We start from the raw sequence: 14,776 nt of genomic DNA on the forward strand, positions 1-14,776 counted from the left end.
TTGTGATAAAATATGGGATATAATATATGAAATTTCTAAAAACAAATTCATTTAAAAAACTATGTTTACTCGCTTTTTTATTTAATATTAATAGCGCTTTTTGCTCTTCCACTGGACCTAGAGAGGAACCTTTTTCGAGGCTTTATCTTGAAGGCACCTATGTGAATTTATCGCCAAATTCTAAAATATACGCCAATAATAGAATGCAGGCCGAAATTGAAATTTATTATCAGTTGAAATCTAATTACACGTTTGACAATGTAAGTCTCAAAAAACTCTATACGGCGGAAACGATTGACTCGCTCTCCGTCTCAGATTCTCACAGCGGGTATGTATTAGATATCAGGCTTGAGGATGGAAGTAACCGAAACAGACGAAGAGAAGGCTATAGGAGTGTTTCTAAGTTTGTTTCAGGTAACCGTGCAGATGTTTATCATCTGTGTGTCCAAGCGACGGCCACCAATAATATCACTGGTGAATCTCTTACCCAAAATACTTGTAATGGAACCACAAACAAATCTTCTGCCATCGTCGAATTGTTGACCCCAAGAACCTTTACCAGTTCAGATTTTACCTACGAAACAAGCAATAGCGGATGGAGTGATGGGGCCATTCTTCATCTCAAGAAGTATAAGCCTAACAATTTTACGCTCCAGAAAGTTTGGCAAGAAGGGGGGCTGAGATTAAATAATGACCACCATAGGTTGCTGGGGACTTATAGCAACAGCCAGTCCTCTTCCGCCTTATACTGGATATATGATACAGATGCTGGCCATATCAACATACCATTTTCAACTACCTATGACACTGGCTGGAAAGACCGGGTTGTCTATGGCGATCTCAATACAGATGAGGCCATTATATTCGTCAGCTCATTTGGGCGCGGTATTTACAGCAGCAACTCTGCTAACATCTCTAAAGCATTTCCTCCCTATGACTGGAACCAAAGTATTAGTCCTGATGGAAAAATAGTGTATTTCGAAGATAAATTTGGCAATAGAGGATACTTTAGTTTTTCAAGAACTAGCTACAATGATTATTTCGAGGAAGGGTACTATTTAAGAAGAATACATAGTGAACATAATTAATAGGTGATTAATAAAATGTCTTTTTTATCGAATGCACATAACTTCTCAATTATTAATAATTCAGGTGTCGATCCTAGGACTGGGGCTTATATATGTTCAATAAGGCTCGCTGATTTTCTATCACATAAAACCGTAGGTTCTCCCATTTCCTTGGTATTAAACTATCGTGCCGAAAGTGTTCGAGATGAAGGGTTTGGGAGAGGCTGGCTTCTTTCTTTCAGTCGTTTTGAAAAAGAAGATAGTATTATTTACCTGAGCTCAGGCCAAAATTATAAAGCGATTTATAATCATCAGACTAATGAATATAAACTCCCATACAGAAAAATTAAAGATATTAAGTTACTCTATTCTCTCAGTAATAATGAAATTAATGTTATCTATAAAAGTGGGATTGTAGAATCGATAGACTATGAAACGGGAGCCTTGAAAAAGATCACCTCCATCCAAGGCTTGGAAACAACATTCCACTATAGAGAGAGTGACCAAACTAGCAAATTGTGGAAAATAACGGATGGCTCAGGAAGAGAATTACGGATAGATTATTGGTCTGAAGACTTAAAAACAACGGTCACACAGGTTGTAGGTGGAGAAACCTATCAAACACTGGTTGTTGATAAAGAAAGCAATGGTATTTATAAAAGATTAACAACGCTTCATTTACCTGATGACGAGTCGAATATCACTTTTGAGTACGAATACCTGAGTAATATTAACTATGATCTCCTGACAGTCTTTTCTCATCCCAGTGGCCTGAAAGAAATCCTCACTTACCAAAATGAAGGGCACAGCTTTCCGAGCGGTGGGCCGGTCAGTAAAGTCCCTTATGTGACTATGCATCGATTTGTCGCTGGGAATAATCAACCTGACCGAGTAACAAACTATACTTATTCAGATAAAAACTATCTCGGTTTTGCTAGTGAAGCCGCGTTCGTCAATGGAGAAGATACTCTATTCAAATCTAGGAGTGACTATGAGTATAGTAGTGTCGAGAAAATAAATAGCACGCAATCCATAACACGGTCTTATAATAAATATCATTTACAAAAATCTATAGAATATCGCCACAATGAGGTTCTTTACAGAAAAGAAGAGTACGTTTATTACGCGGAGATAAATACCAGTATTGAGCATCAACCAGCCAATTACTCATTTCTGAAGGAAAAACATGAAACTCACTATGAAGATTCTGATTCTAGAACGTTTGTCCATAAGTATCAGTACGATGATTATGGGAATCAAACCTTAATTCGAGAGATAAATGGTGATCAAACGAAGCGAGTCTATTACACCTCTTCAGGAGAGGGTCAAGCATGCCCTCCAGAGCCTAATGGGTTTGTTGCCTTCCTGCAGGAAGAAACTTTCCAGCCAGCTTCCTCTATTACTAGTCATGAACAAGAGAGGAAAAGTGTCTTCACCTACCAATCCTTACCCCGCATCGGAGGAGGCAACTTTGTCGTCCTTAAACATGAAGAGAGCTCTCTGAGTCGTGTAGATTATGTTTACTTTAACAATGTTGAAGAGCTTACTCATGGTCAATTACAAAAAACCTCTACTTTTATCAATGATTTTGTTTCACGAAAGGACTTGTCGTACCGTTATACCGACCAAGATGTTGAAATTACAAGCGCACTAACAACACATGATAATTTAGTCGTTACCACCCAAGTCAAGCATGATTTAAAGAGTGGTGAAGCCGTTCAGTGGGTCGATAGTGAAGGAGTTATCTCAAGTTGTCGATACGATCTTCTTGGTAGGCGGACTCGAGAGATAAAGGCGGAAGGGACGGATTATGAAGCGGTAGTGAAGTATGTCTATCGTGTTGGTGATGGGCTCAATCAATTGAAGAGCATAGAGCCTACCGGTATCCAAAGCGTCGAAGACTACAACAATGCAGGCAAGGTCATTAAGACAAAACGAAGTGATCTTAATGGTCAACTCATCGTGTTGAGTGAACTCAGCTATAACAGCCTGGGTCAATTGATTGAGCAGCAAGAATTTGATAACTTTTCGACCAGTTCTTCAATGGTAACTAACTACGAATACGATGCCAGAGGCAACCTTAGTAAAATCACCCACCCAGAGGGAAGGATAGAAGTCATCAAGCAAAACCCCGTCAAGATGACTATAAACTATTCGATACAAGGTTTGCTTTCAGAAATTCGTTCTTTTGATTTAATGGGTAACTTATTAACAAAGGAGCTGCTCAACAGTCATGGGAAACGGTTAGCGTTTTTCCAGAATACTTATGATGCCTTAGGCAACTTGGTGTCGAGCACAGACCAGAAAAGTCATACTGTTGAATACACCTATGATACCGCAGACCGAGTTGTTTCAACACGTCAAATCTACGATGGTGAAACGCTTGAAATATCAAAAAAATACGTCCGTTACAGCCATGATCTTTTGCCTGTTGAAACCAGTGTTAATAATAAAACCATTGGGATTAGGGTGTATGACGGGCTATCTCGCATGGTATCTGAAGTGTCGAGTTCTGGAACTGAAAAACAGTCTTTTAGCGGGGCTTCTCCAATTCCCACGAGGGTTGTTATGGCGGATGGTAATGAACTCGAGATAACGTACAATAAGTATTTGAAGAAAGCCACGGCCTATAATGTTTCAGGCAACGAAGCGTTGAATGTCACCTATCACTACGACGCAAAATCTGGTCATCTAGTACGTGCAGAGAATAAAAATCTCATCAGTGCTTATGTGTACTTTAAAGATGGGATGACGAGAGAGGAGATGGCGTTTTTCCCCAATACGTCTGTTAGACTTTTTAGCTTTGAACAATATCACCTTTCAGGCAGGCTGGATTTTAAGCACGATTATTTTGGTAACGTCGTTAGATACAGCTATGACCGCTACGGAAGAATGTTTTATATCGAATATATTAAGCAAGATTCGAATAATGAGAGTGTCCATACATTCAGCACTTTAAATTATGATCACTATAGTCGCTTGGTCGGATGTGATACTTATAGGGGAAATGATCACCTTCAAATTAAACTAGAATTAAACGATGTCGGACTAGAAACGAAAAGAAGTGTTCATCTAAACTCTCAATTACAGTTTTCTTTGCAACAAGTTTATAACGATGAACTTCAAATCAGCCTAAAGACACTCGAAAGAGACAACAAAACAACGGTTGAAAAAATGTCATACGATGATTTCCATCGACTAGTTGATTATCAGTGTGATGGCTTTGAACACCCCAAAGATACATTTGGCAACAAAATCATTCGACAGCAATATAGTTATGACTTGTACGGCAATATAACCAAACTTATCACGTTTTTTTCAGACGGTACCGACAATATTTGTACATATACTTATGATACTGATGACGTGGTGCGTCTTACGTCAATCTCTAATACCCACATTAGCTACTCTGAATCGGCTAACTTAACTTATGACACATCAGGAAACATAACTAAAGATGAGCGGGGGGCGCTTTATCATTATGACGCTCTTGGTCAATTGAATTCAACTTCTCTGCCTATTAACAACAAGTCTTATCAATTCGAATACGACGCTCAAGGGCGTGTAGTGGCGCAAATTGGGCAAGACGAACCCAAGATGGAGCTTTATTATCAAGGTGACCAGATAGTCAACGAATTATACGATGGATGGCACACTTGTTACCATAACGTGGGTGGTTTATGGACGGACCGTACTATTTCTTCGTACCTCAAGTTTAATATCAGCCCTTCAAATTATGATACCTCGGTGCATCTTGCTGAACATCAATACTTACTAGGAAACGCCCAACATAGTGCTATCGCTACTCTAACCTCACACCATGGCGATGATACTATTTCGACAGAATACAAAATGTACACCCCCTATGGACAAGGTTGAGGTGAAGGCGTGATTTATAGAGGAAATGTTTATCATGAATAAGAATTATGGTTCATCCGGTGTTAATCAAAGATATATAGATCTATCAAAAAGAACTTTTATCAAGTATTCCACCTCATTGGCTGCTTTATCCCCGTTTATTTACTTTACTCCAAGATTTCTCTTAGCTGGCGAAGCCTTTAAATCAAAATTTGAATCTTCAGGGTTAATTGTGCCTGTTAAATTTTCTCAGAGTCGGTTAGGTTTTAATGGCGAACGTGAGATTAGCGACATTGGTTCAGGGCTATATCATTTAGGCAATGGTTTTCGGATTTATAGTTCAGGTTTGACTCGCTTCCATTCTGCAGATGTGTTGAGTCCTTTTGGAGAGGGAGGGAGTAACTCCTATAGCTATTGTTTTGGCGATCCTGTGAATTTGCGTGATCCCAGCGGAAAGTTTGCGATATCCAGTTTAATTATAGGGGCGATTGTAGGGGCAATTCTAGGGGCGGGCATCTCCGCAACTGCAGAAGGAATTCGTGCGATAGTGACGGATACGCATTTTGAATGGGAACAAGTTGGGATTGGGGCCGCACTTGGCTTTATCTCAGGAGGATTTGGCGCGGCAGCAACGGGAGCAAAAACCAGTGTACAAGTGGGCCTCGCGATTGCTGATGCTTCTGTGTCAAGTGCAGTTAGCTTTGGTCTTGAATTGGCGACTGGCTCAAGTGCCAAAGATGCCGCTTTAAATGCGGGAATTGGGGCGGTAATAGGCCTTGTAACGTTTGGGGCAGGAAGAGGGATCGGGGTGGCTCGTAGCAGAAGAGCATTGATGGCTACACGACGCCAAGCGATGGAGATGGTTGAGTTAAGACATTGGTCCCCTCTTGAAGATCTCACGACCATAACAAGGCAGCGCTCACCAGGTTATCAAAGAACAGCAGCTATCTACAGGAGCGCCGACGATTATGTCTACAGCCATGGGGGGATTGGGTTAACCATGACGCCAGATGGTTTTAAAACAGCTGGACGGCTTGCGGAGTATCTACCAGAGGGCGCGCGAAGCGTTCAGAGGTTTAATTTGCAAACCTGTTTCGGGGCGACCGGAGGAAGCATGTTTTCTCAAGGGCAGGCTTTAGCCAATCATCTAAATACTAGAGTGGTTGCTTGGCCAGGTAACTACGTCCGCAACCTACCCGCAACTTCAGGGAGAGTGTTCAGACCTCAAGCCCCTGCATTAGCCAGGGTGACCAATAGCTTCAATACCGCGGCTGGTAACCTGAATAAACTCGTCATTTATGGTAGGAATCCGTCTTGGTTATGATAGTTAGAATGACAGTAATTTTTAACTAATGTGCTTTTTTACAAAAAATCTAGAGGTAAGTTGGTGGGGATAGGGGTTGTTGCCAAATTTGGGTAAAAGTAAAAAACTTCTGTCTGGCCTTTTGCCGAGTCCCGTCCTATGGCTAACTTTTAGTTCAAATGGAAACATAATATTCTCCCAGTTTGGTTGTTTATTTCATTATTGTAGCGGATTACTACAGGTGGATGCCGGCATTGCAACTGAGCTTGAAGCAGCAGCGAGTGAGAGCGTCCGGTTATTGGTTCTTTATCATCGAGGGGGAATTCACGCTCAAGCGATAATGTAACACTCTTCTTGTCTGGGCCTTCATTAGTATTAGAAGTGCTTATCTCACTGGCATATGACACTTTTAACATTGAAGGTTGCAACCCGATCGCTGTCGCATTCGCAATGAGCAACCTAGGCTCGGTATCACCTTGTTGAACAAAACCAGCAGAACGGGCTGGTAGGAGTAACTCTAACTCGAGGGGCGAGTCGTTGGGGATGATGCTTAAAATCGGTGTGCTTGGCTGCCCACTTTGGCTTGATAGGCAAGATAAAATGGCGACCACTTAAGTTAGGTGTGTTAGTAGAGGGGATGACGAGCGGAGATTGCATTGTGTTTGCTGAAGTCAGTCGAATTGCACGTTCAACGTTACAAGTACTAGAGGTACTCGAAGTGTGCATGAAAAAGAAAATTAATGTCTATATTGCAAAGGAAAACTTACAGTTATATGGCTCGAGGCAATCTCATATCACCGCTAAGGTGCTAGGAATTGCGGCAGAAATCGAGCGTGAGTTGATCTCGCTGAGAACGAAGGAAGCGCTCGCCGCCAGAAAGAAAAACGGAATGATTCTCGGAAGACTGAAGGGCCAAGCCGAGAGGGTGAAGCGCCGAGTACGCTGCGTGACTATATGAAGCTAAGGGTTAAGAGAGTTATGAAAAGTGTTTGGCGGGAGACATGTGCTTACCAAAAACGGCTGCAATAATGAGGAGCTCTTGTTTTCGAATGTAGTAAATCACATGGTGCTTCGAAGGAAAGCGGAAGTAGTCTTGGCCCAACTCTGAAACTTCTATGCCGATCAACTTATTGCTAGCCAGTAATTCCATTGATTACTTTAGTTCTGAAAAGTAAGTGGTCCATTGTGTTTGCCCCCATCGCTCTAATGTATAGCGACGAATATCAATGAGATCAGACTGCGCTGCATAAGAAAGCTTATATTGCGTCATTAATCAAATTTACCTTGGTCAAGTGCATTCATGAAATCGTCACCGTCGACTAGGTTATCTGATAGAAAATCGGCCTCTGCTTGTTCGAAGCGCGATTTCACCACCATCAATTTCAGGGCTTCAAGTTGCTCATATTCTTCACAAGACATCATCACCGCAACCGGTGAACCGTTCTTATTGATTTGTACGGGTTCACGTTGAGCCTTCATTAGTAAATCGCCAAATTTAGTTTTAGCTGTATTAGTAGTAAGTGATTGCATAATATTCTCCTTTTCGTTCATTATAAACGAATCTAACGCTTTAACTGATTTGTATGATTTTAGTTATACGGTTAATCCAATGGCGTGTCCATAAAGGTGTAATTTAGTGGATACGACTTGTTACCCCTCTCAGAACTGTCCAGTTAGTCTTTTAAATGTATATGTACACTTAATTAAAACTATCTTAATGTTCACTTTAGGGTTCATTTCATGAAAATTGGCTATGTCCGTGTCAGTATTCAAGACCAAACGCTCGACGTTCAACTTGAACAGGTTAAAGCTATAGGTTATGAAAAATTCACCAAGAGCAAGCGAGGGGGGGAATCCCCAGAGAGAGAACTGCTTAACCTGTTGCTGGACTTTGCGAGGGAAGGGGATGTTATTCACGTTACTAAAGTCGACCGTATTTTGATCGTAATACCATTGATGCTTTGCAAATTGCTGAGCAGCTAGCGAGAAAGAAAGCCGGTTTGGTCTTTCATTACTTGGGCGATTTGGATATTAACAGTGATGTGGGCAGAGCGCGCGCTCAGAAGGGAGGCACCTCTAAGACGCTCACCAACTCATTCAAGAGATTGCAAACCAAGGCATGAATAAACTGCGCTCAGTAAAGAGTTAGGGTGTAGTCGGACGACTGTTTATAAGGTCTCGGGATAAAAGTGTAGGTGAATTTGTAAAAAATCGTATTTTGCAGGGCAGCAGGAAGATATATGTTAACTTCAAATTAAACCTTTACAAAAACGAGATAATGGATAATAATGTTATCGCTCTGTTGTTCAGAGTTATTAAATGAAACATCAAGTTGTAAAAGTAAAACCCTCAGAATTCCTCGTTATTGTTGTTTTCCTCAGTGTTTCCCTTAGCTTCATAGATACATTAAATAATTCCAGCTCTCAGCGCATCGCATTTTGCGATTAATTTTTATCTTATATAAGGGACACAATATGTCTAACAAAACAAATGGCGTAGTAAAATGGTTTAACGAAGAGAAAGGTTTTGGTTTTCTAACTCAAGACAACGGCGGTGCTGACGTATTCGTTCACTTCCGTGCTATCGCATCTGAAGGTTTCAAGACTCTTAAAGAAGGCCAACAAGTGTCTTTCGAAGTAGAGCAAGGCCAAAAAGGTCTTCAAGCTGCAAACGTTGTAGCTGCATAAGATTTTAAGTAGGCGCGAGCGGAGATACCGCTTGCGTCACTTCCCCCATCTTAGAGTACTTATTTATAACTCCCCACGAAAATATCCAATATTCTCCCAATACTTTTTGTATTTGTCGTTACGTTTCTTATTTACTTCGTTTTTATAAATAAAATTATTAATATATCTCAATAGTAGTATCTCTAAAAGACTGCTAGCTTCGTTATATCTAACGAAAATAAATAAGGATCAACCATGTCTCGAACAACAGGCCGTAAACTTTTTTGGTTTCAACAACAAAAGAAAAAAACGATAAATAATAAATAGGAATAGTATGAAGATCACATTTAATTTATTTAAAGATAATCTCTCTTGGGGTGGGATTATTCACCAACTTAATGGTGATGTTTTAAGGCGCCACGTGTTAGTGAGCGGAAACGTGGATGATATGAATATTAAATTTTCATACTGCGAAACGACTTTAACAGGCAGCATTACTGATCAACATGATTGTGTACTTGGTGATTTTAGTATTTTGGCTTAAATCTAAAGCACAGGCTTGTAATTAAGCTTACTAATAATTGATTACACAGTTGTCCGACTGAACCCTAACTCTTTGTTGATTGTGTGCTTGATATCTTGCTCCGTAGGCTATTGACTACTTTGGTAAAGCGGCTTGTTAGGAAATCGGTCGACATGCATTCCTCGGCTCGTAATCGCCCCCTGATTTCATTGTAATACAGCAAGATGCGCTTCTTCATATTTCAGCGGAGGCGGAAATTGTGGTGTAAATGACTCTATATGCACCTCTATTTATAAACCCTAGCCCTTAAAGTGCTTTATCAAATACTTCGGGCGTAATGTTAATATACCAATCTAAATTTACTTTCTTGCGCCTGATTAGCCCTCGCTCCTCAATAATTTCACAAGATACGCGGAAGTTGTTTGGAGGGACCTCTCTCCTAAGAAGTTGGTTAATAGCATGGTTGACCACCGTAGACTTACCTTCTTTGACTCCCTTCACGAATCCCTTTGCCAAACAACTTAATATCTCTTTTTGGATTTGGCTGAGTCTTTGATTTCTCATTTCATATTTTTATTATTCCTTGTAGCAATGATTAAACTTTAAATTTGAGAAGGAGGGTATGTTGTTTGGGTATACCTTATTGTCACTAGTTGAAAATTGCACCTAACCATTAAATGTCATAATATAAATGACATACCTATTTAGATCATAACCTAAAAGTCACTTAATCAAAATTATGTACATATTTGGATACTTAAGAGCATCAACTATCGAACAAGATGCAGAAAGAGCAAAAAAGACCTTATCAGAATTTGTTGAACAAAAAGGACTTCGTATTGCTGCTTGGTATGTTGAGCAAGAATCTGGCGCTTCGTTGCAAAGACCTAAATTACTGCAATTATTAAGTGATGCTAAAAAAGGGGATTTGATCATGATTGAGCAGATTGATCGACTCTCTCGTCTAAATGAATCTAGTTGGTCTAAATTGAAAGAAATGCTGTACGAGAAGGAATTGAAAGTCATTAGCTTGGATTTACCAACTAGTCACATCGCCATGGCTCCTGAAATATCCGATGAGTTCACGAATTCGATGATTAAAGCGATCAATAACATGATGATGGATATGCTCGCGGCGATTTCTCGTAAAGATTACGAAGATCGACGTCGACGCCAAAAGGAAGGCATAGATAAAGCTAAGACAATGGGCAAGTATCGAGGAAGAAGGCCCGATTTAGAGTTGCACGAACAAATCTACAAACTTCGAGTTCTTAAGGAGATGAGCATCAATGAAACAGCTAAGTTTGTGGGAGTGTCACCACGAACGGTCGTTCGTGTCGTCAAAAGAATGAGAGTTGAGCGTAACGAGAGCTAGGCATGTCTCACATCATGTTGGGCCGGAATCGAGCAATTTTATAGCAGAAAGCGAAGTGATAGCGCTATTCGTGAGGGTTGTCTTCGTAAAGCAGGAGCCTCGCCCTTAAACTAGCAAGGCTTTATACTTTCTCGGCTAATGAGAAAGTTGTGCTAGTTCGTCTTTATTCAATCCTGTGACATCCATAATGGCTTCCTGATCTAGACCATTAAGCATCATCTTGCGCGCCATCTCCTTGAGGGCTTCTTGGCGTCCTTCTTGGCGTCCTTCTTGGCGTCCTTCTTGACGTCCTTCTTGACGTCCTTCTTGGCGGCCACGTTGCTCGCCTTGTTGGCGCAATTGTTCTGCAATAGTCATAAGTGTGTCCTCGTGTTTCGGTACTGATGAGGCTAGTGACGTAATTAACGCCTCTAGGTTGTTCGTTTCACCCACTTGGAGTAAGTAGCTCATCAATGACTGTACTTGCTTATCTGTAGTGTAATCGGTTAAGAGCAATGTGACCAGAGGCTCAAAGAAATCCATGATATCCCGATGCCTTGCGTGCTTTTGGACAAGCTCAAGCAATGCGATGCGGCGATGCTGCATTATCTCATCATCGGAGATGACCGTGACATCGACTAATGGAAAATCTTGAGTATAGAGCGCTTTAGCTATAAGAGGGTTAACGAACCCTTTTAACCAATTCATCTCATACGGGTAGGGCGAGACCTTACCATGGTAAAACTGCAACGGGATCACCAGAGGTAAACGCTCATGGCCAGCTTCAATATGTTGCTGCATGGCGGCGATAGCGTAACGCATTAGTCTGAATGCCATGTGTTTATCTGGTCGACTCTGGTGCTCGATTAACGCGTAGACGTAACCTTCCCCCTGAGACGTTGTAAGAGAATAAAGGACATCCGAATAGTAAGGCCGTAAACTTTCTTCAATAAAGCTGCCTGATTCGAGTTTTAGGGTCGTCAAATCACAGATTTCACGCAGCTCAGCAGGCAGGTGAATGTCCAATAAGTCCTTAGCGGTTTCTGGATGAGTGAGAAACTGCTTAAAGAGGGCATCATGTGGGGTTGGCGTGGTCTTTTTCATTTTATTATCCTAACACCAAATGAGTTAAATCAGTATCACGATAGGGATTCTGCGCTAGCTTAATTTCTGCTCACGTATCAATTTAGATTATTTAATGTGATTCCCAAGGGAGGTTGACGGGGGAGTGTAAAATGAGAGCAGAGTGCAACAATAGTTAGCCACGCCTAACATTAAGTAGGCTTTCTAACAAAACTCTATTAATCGATTAGGTTTGTAGTAGAAAGCCCCTCTCAATTAGGCCTTTTTCTACAGCGAGATTTATATGCTATAAACGCTGTAACAACAATGGTTAATTGACTAACATGTATCGCTCGGGGATGTTTTAAAATCATCAAATTTTAAGATTAGGTTTTTTGGTGAAGTTTGTGTTTTGGGGAGTCACACTTGGAGTTCTGTAAATAAGTGTACGTTATAAAGCCAAAGTCAAAATACCAAGGGTAGCGAGTAAACAAGAGACTATTTTCGTTTTAAGGTTCGTGCGCTCTTTTAAAAAGAAGTAACCAAAAAGAATATCGAGGATGAAGGCTCCTTGGAATAAAACCATGACTAAACTAAAAGCGCTAGTGTTAAGCACTTTTAAGAGAAAATAGTAGCTTGCTGTTCCGCAAGTGGCTGTTATTACGGCGTTAAATAGAACTTTTTTGATTAACCTATAATGAACTTTAAATAGTAGAGGCGTAAAAAAAGCGGTTCCAGAAAAACCGATAAAAAGGATAACGCTAGTAGGTAAGTACAACGTAAGTACTTTATCAAAACCAATGGCTAGAGTGAGAAAGATTGGCGCGAGCCACGCGTGTAGATTGTTTGAAAAAAGAATATCTATTTTGTTACTTTTGCTGATGAGCAGTGAAGCGATAAGTATGAACATAACGCCCATTATTTGAAGGAAAGTAAGTTTCTCATTTAAAAAGCTAACTCCGAACAGAGCACTCCAAATGATCTTTGTTTTAGAGATTATCGAGACAACGCCTAATTCAATTGAAGTACGAGCCCTAAAGGTCGAGTATGCAAACCCAAGCCATGAGAAAACACTGAATATACTTAAAAGCAACAGCTCCCAAAGTTCGCTTGTATTGTCGAATTTTGTAGGGATTTGTTCGATTTCGAAGATAACAAACAGAGCAGCCAGTAAACTGCATGTAATTTGATAGGCTATTAAATATTCATTACATAAAGGATTTTTCTTAAGAAAGACTCGTGAAATCCATTTGTCTAATGAACTTAAAATAATAGCTATAGCTAGTATGGAGTATGAACTTATCATTGTTTCTCAATGTGAATCGAGGTCTTGCATTTTATGAGTTCAAATAGTTTTCGGTTATTGGGGCTACTCTCTTCTCCTTTAGTAATAGCAACGTGATTATAATCAGTTTCAATTTTAGCTATGACATTTGGAATGACGCTTTGAAGCATGAGTAATTCGAAAACCAATTTACTTAAAGGAGTTCCGGGGAAAAACTCTTTCTTTTGGAACTCACCCGGCCAATGCGCCCATCCCCAATCTTCTATGATGTATATCCCACCTGATTTTAGATAAGGGAATGATGTCAAAAAGGCGGCTTTTGTTGGTTCATATAAATGGCTGCAATCATCAATAATTAGGTCTACATTTTTTTTTGGGGAAGTGTGATTCTAATATTTGAATGAGCTTGTCTGTATGATCTTGCTTTACTCCACAATAAGGCTCTATTACCGAGTGTGCTGAAGATCCCTTTCGGTATTGACTTAAGGCTGGGTGTTCTTGGCGTTCGTCTATGCCTATGATGGAGTCAAGGGTGAAAATCTTATCGAGTAAAACGAGACTAGCACCGTGATATAACCCAAACATCAATAATGTTCTTTGGAGTCAAAGGTGCACAGATTCGTGCCATTGATTTGGCGAATGAAGGATCTTTAACTAGAACGAAATTATTTTCCGTAGTTTTCTTTTTGGGACTTCCCCAAGAAACCAAATTAAATCCAACTTCATCAATAGAGAAGTGTTCTTCATTATGCCAGCGTATTTTATCCCAAGGGTCATTATAGTTATCCATATCTTATATATGCCTGATGATTTTTGACCTGTGATTCTAGGGTATATATCGATTTTAAATTAATAAATTATCAGTTAATTATTAATTCAATCGATATTAGTGGTTTAGTTTACCGTAAGTGATTTTATGTTTTCGGTGAAATTATGATGGTATCGAGGTACTTATTCTATAGTTACTTATCTATGGGTAAAATTTGGCCTCAATTGAGGACACCTTTGGCATTAGCAATCCTACAAGAGGGAGATAAGTTAATAATGCACTATGGTTCTTTTAACTTGAATGAGTTGGAGTTGAGTGACAATCAGACAAAGATGTTAGTGGAAACCGCTATCAGAGAACACAAAAAATATAATCTACCAACGAAATATTTGACGCTTAAAAGTATGACGCTCGAATGGGGAAAAAGTCTTAAAGCGGCAAATACTTCGTTGATAGCTTTGAGCAACAAATTACAAGTAGTAGGTCTGCTCATAGCAGAGTTAATTTTCTGAGACATAAAAGTAGTTCCGAATTTTTTGAAGTAATTGAGAGGAATATTTTCTTGCTTAAACAAGATAAAAATTCTGCCAAAAAGTTTCGTGAATCATTTGCTTCGGTGAATGGCTTTGTTGCGTAATTCAGTTTAGAGACAGAGCAGCCCCATTTCGCGTATTTCTTAGTCAATACGACAAGTTTCAGGCATACCTAATCCAGTAAGCTTGTTCAACGCTTTTATCATCGCGTAAGTTTCACCCACCTGTGCATTATAATTTATTAAGCTCAATCGTCCTCCTAGTAACTGTTTAACTCGATACATCGCCGTTTCTGAGAGTGAACGTTTGTGGTATCCATACCGCTCTTTCCAATACTTATTTGAGCCGTATAACTT

13 protein-coding genes and 4 pseudogenes are annotated in these 14,776 nt (G+C 40.0%); 9 read left to right on the plus strand and 8 right to left on the minus strand.

Annotated features, from left to right (window positions below):
* Positions 1 to 26: 26 nt before the first annotated feature.
* From AACW75_RS12505 to AACW75_RS12520, 4 genes and pseudogenes are all read left to right on the plus strand, one after another.
* Positions 27 to 1,088 carry a hypothetical protein gene (locus tag AACW75_RS12505; RefSeq protein ID WP_048660705.1) on the plus strand — a complete coding sequence of 354 codons (1,062 nt, stop codon included), beginning with the start codon at positions 27 to 29 and terminating at the stop codon, positions 1,086 to 1,088.
* Between the two features lie 15 nt (positions 1,089 to 1,103).
* The gene (locus AACW75_RS12510) at positions 1,104 to 4,946 is read left to right on the plus strand and encodes an RHS repeat protein (protein ID WP_017101797.1); all 3,843 of its coding nucleotides are present in this window, start codon (positions 1,104 to 1,106) and stop codon (positions 4,944 to 4,946) included.
* A 34-nt stretch (positions 4,947 to 4,980) separates the two neighbouring features.
* Positions 4,981 to 6,249, plus strand: coding sequence for an RHS repeat-associated core domain-containing protein (locus tag AACW75_RS12515; RefSeq protein WP_016800081.1), 1,269 nt, complete (start codon positions 4,981 to 4,983; stop codon positions 6,247 to 6,249).
* Positions 6,250 to 6,817: 568 nt separating this feature from the next.
* A pseudogene (locus tag AACW75_RS12520) lies at positions 6,818 to 7,159 on the plus strand (recombinase family protein); the annotation flags it as partial.
* Positions 7,160 to 7,204: 45 nt separating this feature from the next.
* On the opposite strand, the pseudogene AACW75_RS12525 reads toward AACW75_RS12520, so the two are convergent.
* Positions 7,205 to 7,498, minus strand: a pseudogene (locus tag AACW75_RS12525) (type II toxin-antitoxin system RelE/ParE family toxin).
* Complete coding sequence (locus tag AACW75_RS12530; RefSeq protein ID WP_237297827.1) at positions 7,498 to 7,758, minus strand: type II toxin-antitoxin system Phd/YefM family antitoxin; 261 nt, start codon at positions 7,756 to 7,758, stop codon at positions 7,498 to 7,500. Before AACW75_RS12530 ends, AACW75_RS12525 begins: the two are co-directional and overlap by 1 nt.
* 210 nt (positions 7,759 to 7,968) lie before the next feature.
* On the opposite strand from AACW75_RS12530, the pseudogene AACW75_RS12535 reads away from it, so the two are divergent.
* From AACW75_RS12535 to AACW75_RS12545, 3 genes and pseudogenes are all read left to right on the plus strand, one after another.
* Positions 7,969 to 8,415 (plus strand): annotated as a pseudogene (locus AACW75_RS12535) (recombinase family protein).
* 287 nt (positions 8,416 to 8,702) lie between these two features.
* Positions 8,703 to 8,915, plus strand: coding sequence for a transcription antiterminator/RNA stability regulator CspE (gene cspE, locus AACW75_RS12540; protein ID WP_102258025.1), 213 nt, complete (start codon positions 8,703 to 8,705; stop codon positions 8,913 to 8,915).
* Between the two features lie 313 nt (positions 8,916 to 9,228).
* The gene (locus AACW75_RS12545) at positions 9,229 to 9,438 is read left to right on the plus strand and encodes a hypothetical protein (RefSeq protein ID WP_016800083.1); all 210 of its coding nucleotides are present in this window, start codon (positions 9,229 to 9,231) and stop codon (positions 9,436 to 9,438) included.
* Between the two features lie 285 nt (positions 9,439 to 9,723).
* Here the strand turns inward: AACW75_RS12545 and AACW75_RS12550 are convergent, their stop codons facing one another.
* Complete coding sequence (locus AACW75_RS12550) at positions 9,724 to 9,981, minus strand: hypothetical protein (RefSeq protein WP_016800084.1); 258 nt, start codon at positions 9,979 to 9,981, stop codon at positions 9,724 to 9,726.
* A 175-nt stretch (positions 9,982 to 10,156) separates the two neighbouring features.
* Between AACW75_RS12550 and AACW75_RS12555 the strand changes: the two genes are divergently transcribed.
* Positions 10,157 to 10,792 (plus strand): recombinase family protein, encoded by a 636-nt coding sequence (locus AACW75_RS12555; protein WP_017103703.1) that lies wholly within the window; start codon positions 10,157 to 10,159, stop codon positions 10,790 to 10,792.
* Between the two features lie 135 nt (positions 10,793 to 10,927).
* Here AACW75_RS12555 and AACW75_RS12560 read toward each other — a convergent pair whose 3' ends face one another.
* The 4 genes from AACW75_RS12560 to AACW75_RS12575 all read right to left on the minus strand — a co-directional run bounded on the left by AACW75_RS12560 (position 10,928) and on the right by AACW75_RS12575 (position 13,908).
* A complete protein-coding gene (locus AACW75_RS12560) occupies positions 10,928 to 11,875 on the minus strand; it encodes an Rpn family recombination-promoting nuclease/putative transposase (protein ID WP_102579817.1) in 948 nt (315 codons plus the stop codon).
* A gap of 409 nt (positions 11,876 to 12,284) precedes the next feature.
* The gene (locus AACW75_RS12565) at positions 12,285 to 13,139 is read right to left on the minus strand and encodes an EamA family transporter (RefSeq protein ID WP_237297828.1); all 855 of its coding nucleotides are present in this window, start codon (positions 13,137 to 13,139) and stop codon (positions 12,285 to 12,287) included.
* Positions 13,136 to 13,426, minus strand: coding sequence for a hypothetical protein (locus AACW75_RS12570; protein WP_017101255.1), 291 nt, complete (start codon positions 13,424 to 13,426; stop codon positions 13,136 to 13,138). Before AACW75_RS12570 ends, AACW75_RS12565 begins: the two co-directional genes overlap by 4 nt.
* 251 nt (positions 13,427 to 13,677) lie before the next feature.
* Complete coding sequence (locus AACW75_RS12575; RefSeq protein WP_237297829.1) at positions 13,678 to 13,908, minus strand: hypothetical protein; 231 nt, start codon at positions 13,906 to 13,908, stop codon at positions 13,678 to 13,680.
* A 215-nt stretch (positions 13,909 to 14,123) separates the two neighbouring features.
* Here AACW75_RS12575 and AACW75_RS12580 point away from each other — a divergent pair, with 215 nt between their 5' ends.
* Positions 14,124 to 14,399: a hypothetical protein gene (locus AACW75_RS12580; RefSeq protein WP_237297830.1), complete on the plus strand. Its 276-nt coding sequence runs from the start codon at positions 14,124 to 14,126 to the stop codon at positions 14,397 to 14,399.
* Between the two features lie 164 nt (positions 14,400 to 14,563).
* Here AACW75_RS12580 and AACW75_RS12585 read toward each other — a convergent pair.
* A pseudogene (locus tag AACW75_RS12585) lies at positions 14,564 to 14,776 on the minus strand (IS5/IS1182 family transposase); the annotation flags it as partial.

Source organism: Vibrio sp. L3-7, assembly GCF_963898195.1.
Classification (GTDB): domain Bacteria; phylum Pseudomonadota; class Gammaproteobacteria; order Enterobacterales; family Vibrionaceae; genus Vibrio; species Vibrio echinoideorum.

Excerpts from the sequence above, each read along its gene's own strand:
- AACW75_RS12515 (WP_016800081.1), top strand. The coding sequence starts at position 4,981 with ATGAATAAGAATTATGGTTCATCCGGTGTTAATCAAAGATATATAGAT.
- AACW75_RS12505 (WP_048660705.1), top strand. The coding sequence starts at position 27 with ATGAAATTTCTAAAAACAAATTCATTTAAAAAACTATGTTTACTCGCT.
- AACW75_RS12510 (WP_017101797.1), top strand. The coding sequence starts at position 1,104 with ATGTCTTTTTTATCGAATGCACATAACTTCTCAATTATTAATAATTCA.
- AACW75_RS12550 (WP_016800084.1), bottom strand. The coding sequence starts at position 9,981 with ATGAGAAATCAAAGACTCAGCCAAATCCAAAAAGAGATATTAAGTTGT.
- AACW75_RS12565 (WP_237297828.1), bottom strand. The coding sequence starts at position 13,139 with ATGATAAGTTCATACTCCATACTAGCTATAGCTATTATTTTAAGTTCA.
- AACW75_RS12575 (WP_237297829.1), bottom strand. The coding sequence starts at position 13,908 with ATGGATAACTATAATGACCCTTGGGATAAAATACGCTGGCATAATGAA.
- AACW75_RS12560 (WP_102579817.1), bottom strand. The coding sequence starts at position 11,875 with ATGAAAAAGACCACGCCAACCCCACATGATGCCCTCTTTAAGCAGTTT.
- AACW75_RS12555 (WP_017103703.1), top strand. The coding sequence starts at position 10,157 with ATGTACATATTTGGATACTTAAGAGCATCAACTATCGAACAAGATGCA.
- AACW75_RS12530 (WP_237297827.1), bottom strand. The coding sequence starts at position 7,758 with ATGCAATCACTTACTACTAATACAGCTAAAACTAAATTTGGCGATTTA.
- AACW75_RS12545 (WP_016800083.1), top strand. The coding sequence starts at position 9,229 with ATGAAGATCACATTTAATTTATTTAAAGATAATCTCTCTTGGGGTGGG.
- cspE (WP_102258025.1), top strand. The coding sequence starts at position 8,703 with ATGTCTAACAAAACAAATGGCGTAGTAAAATGGTTTAACGAAGAGAAA.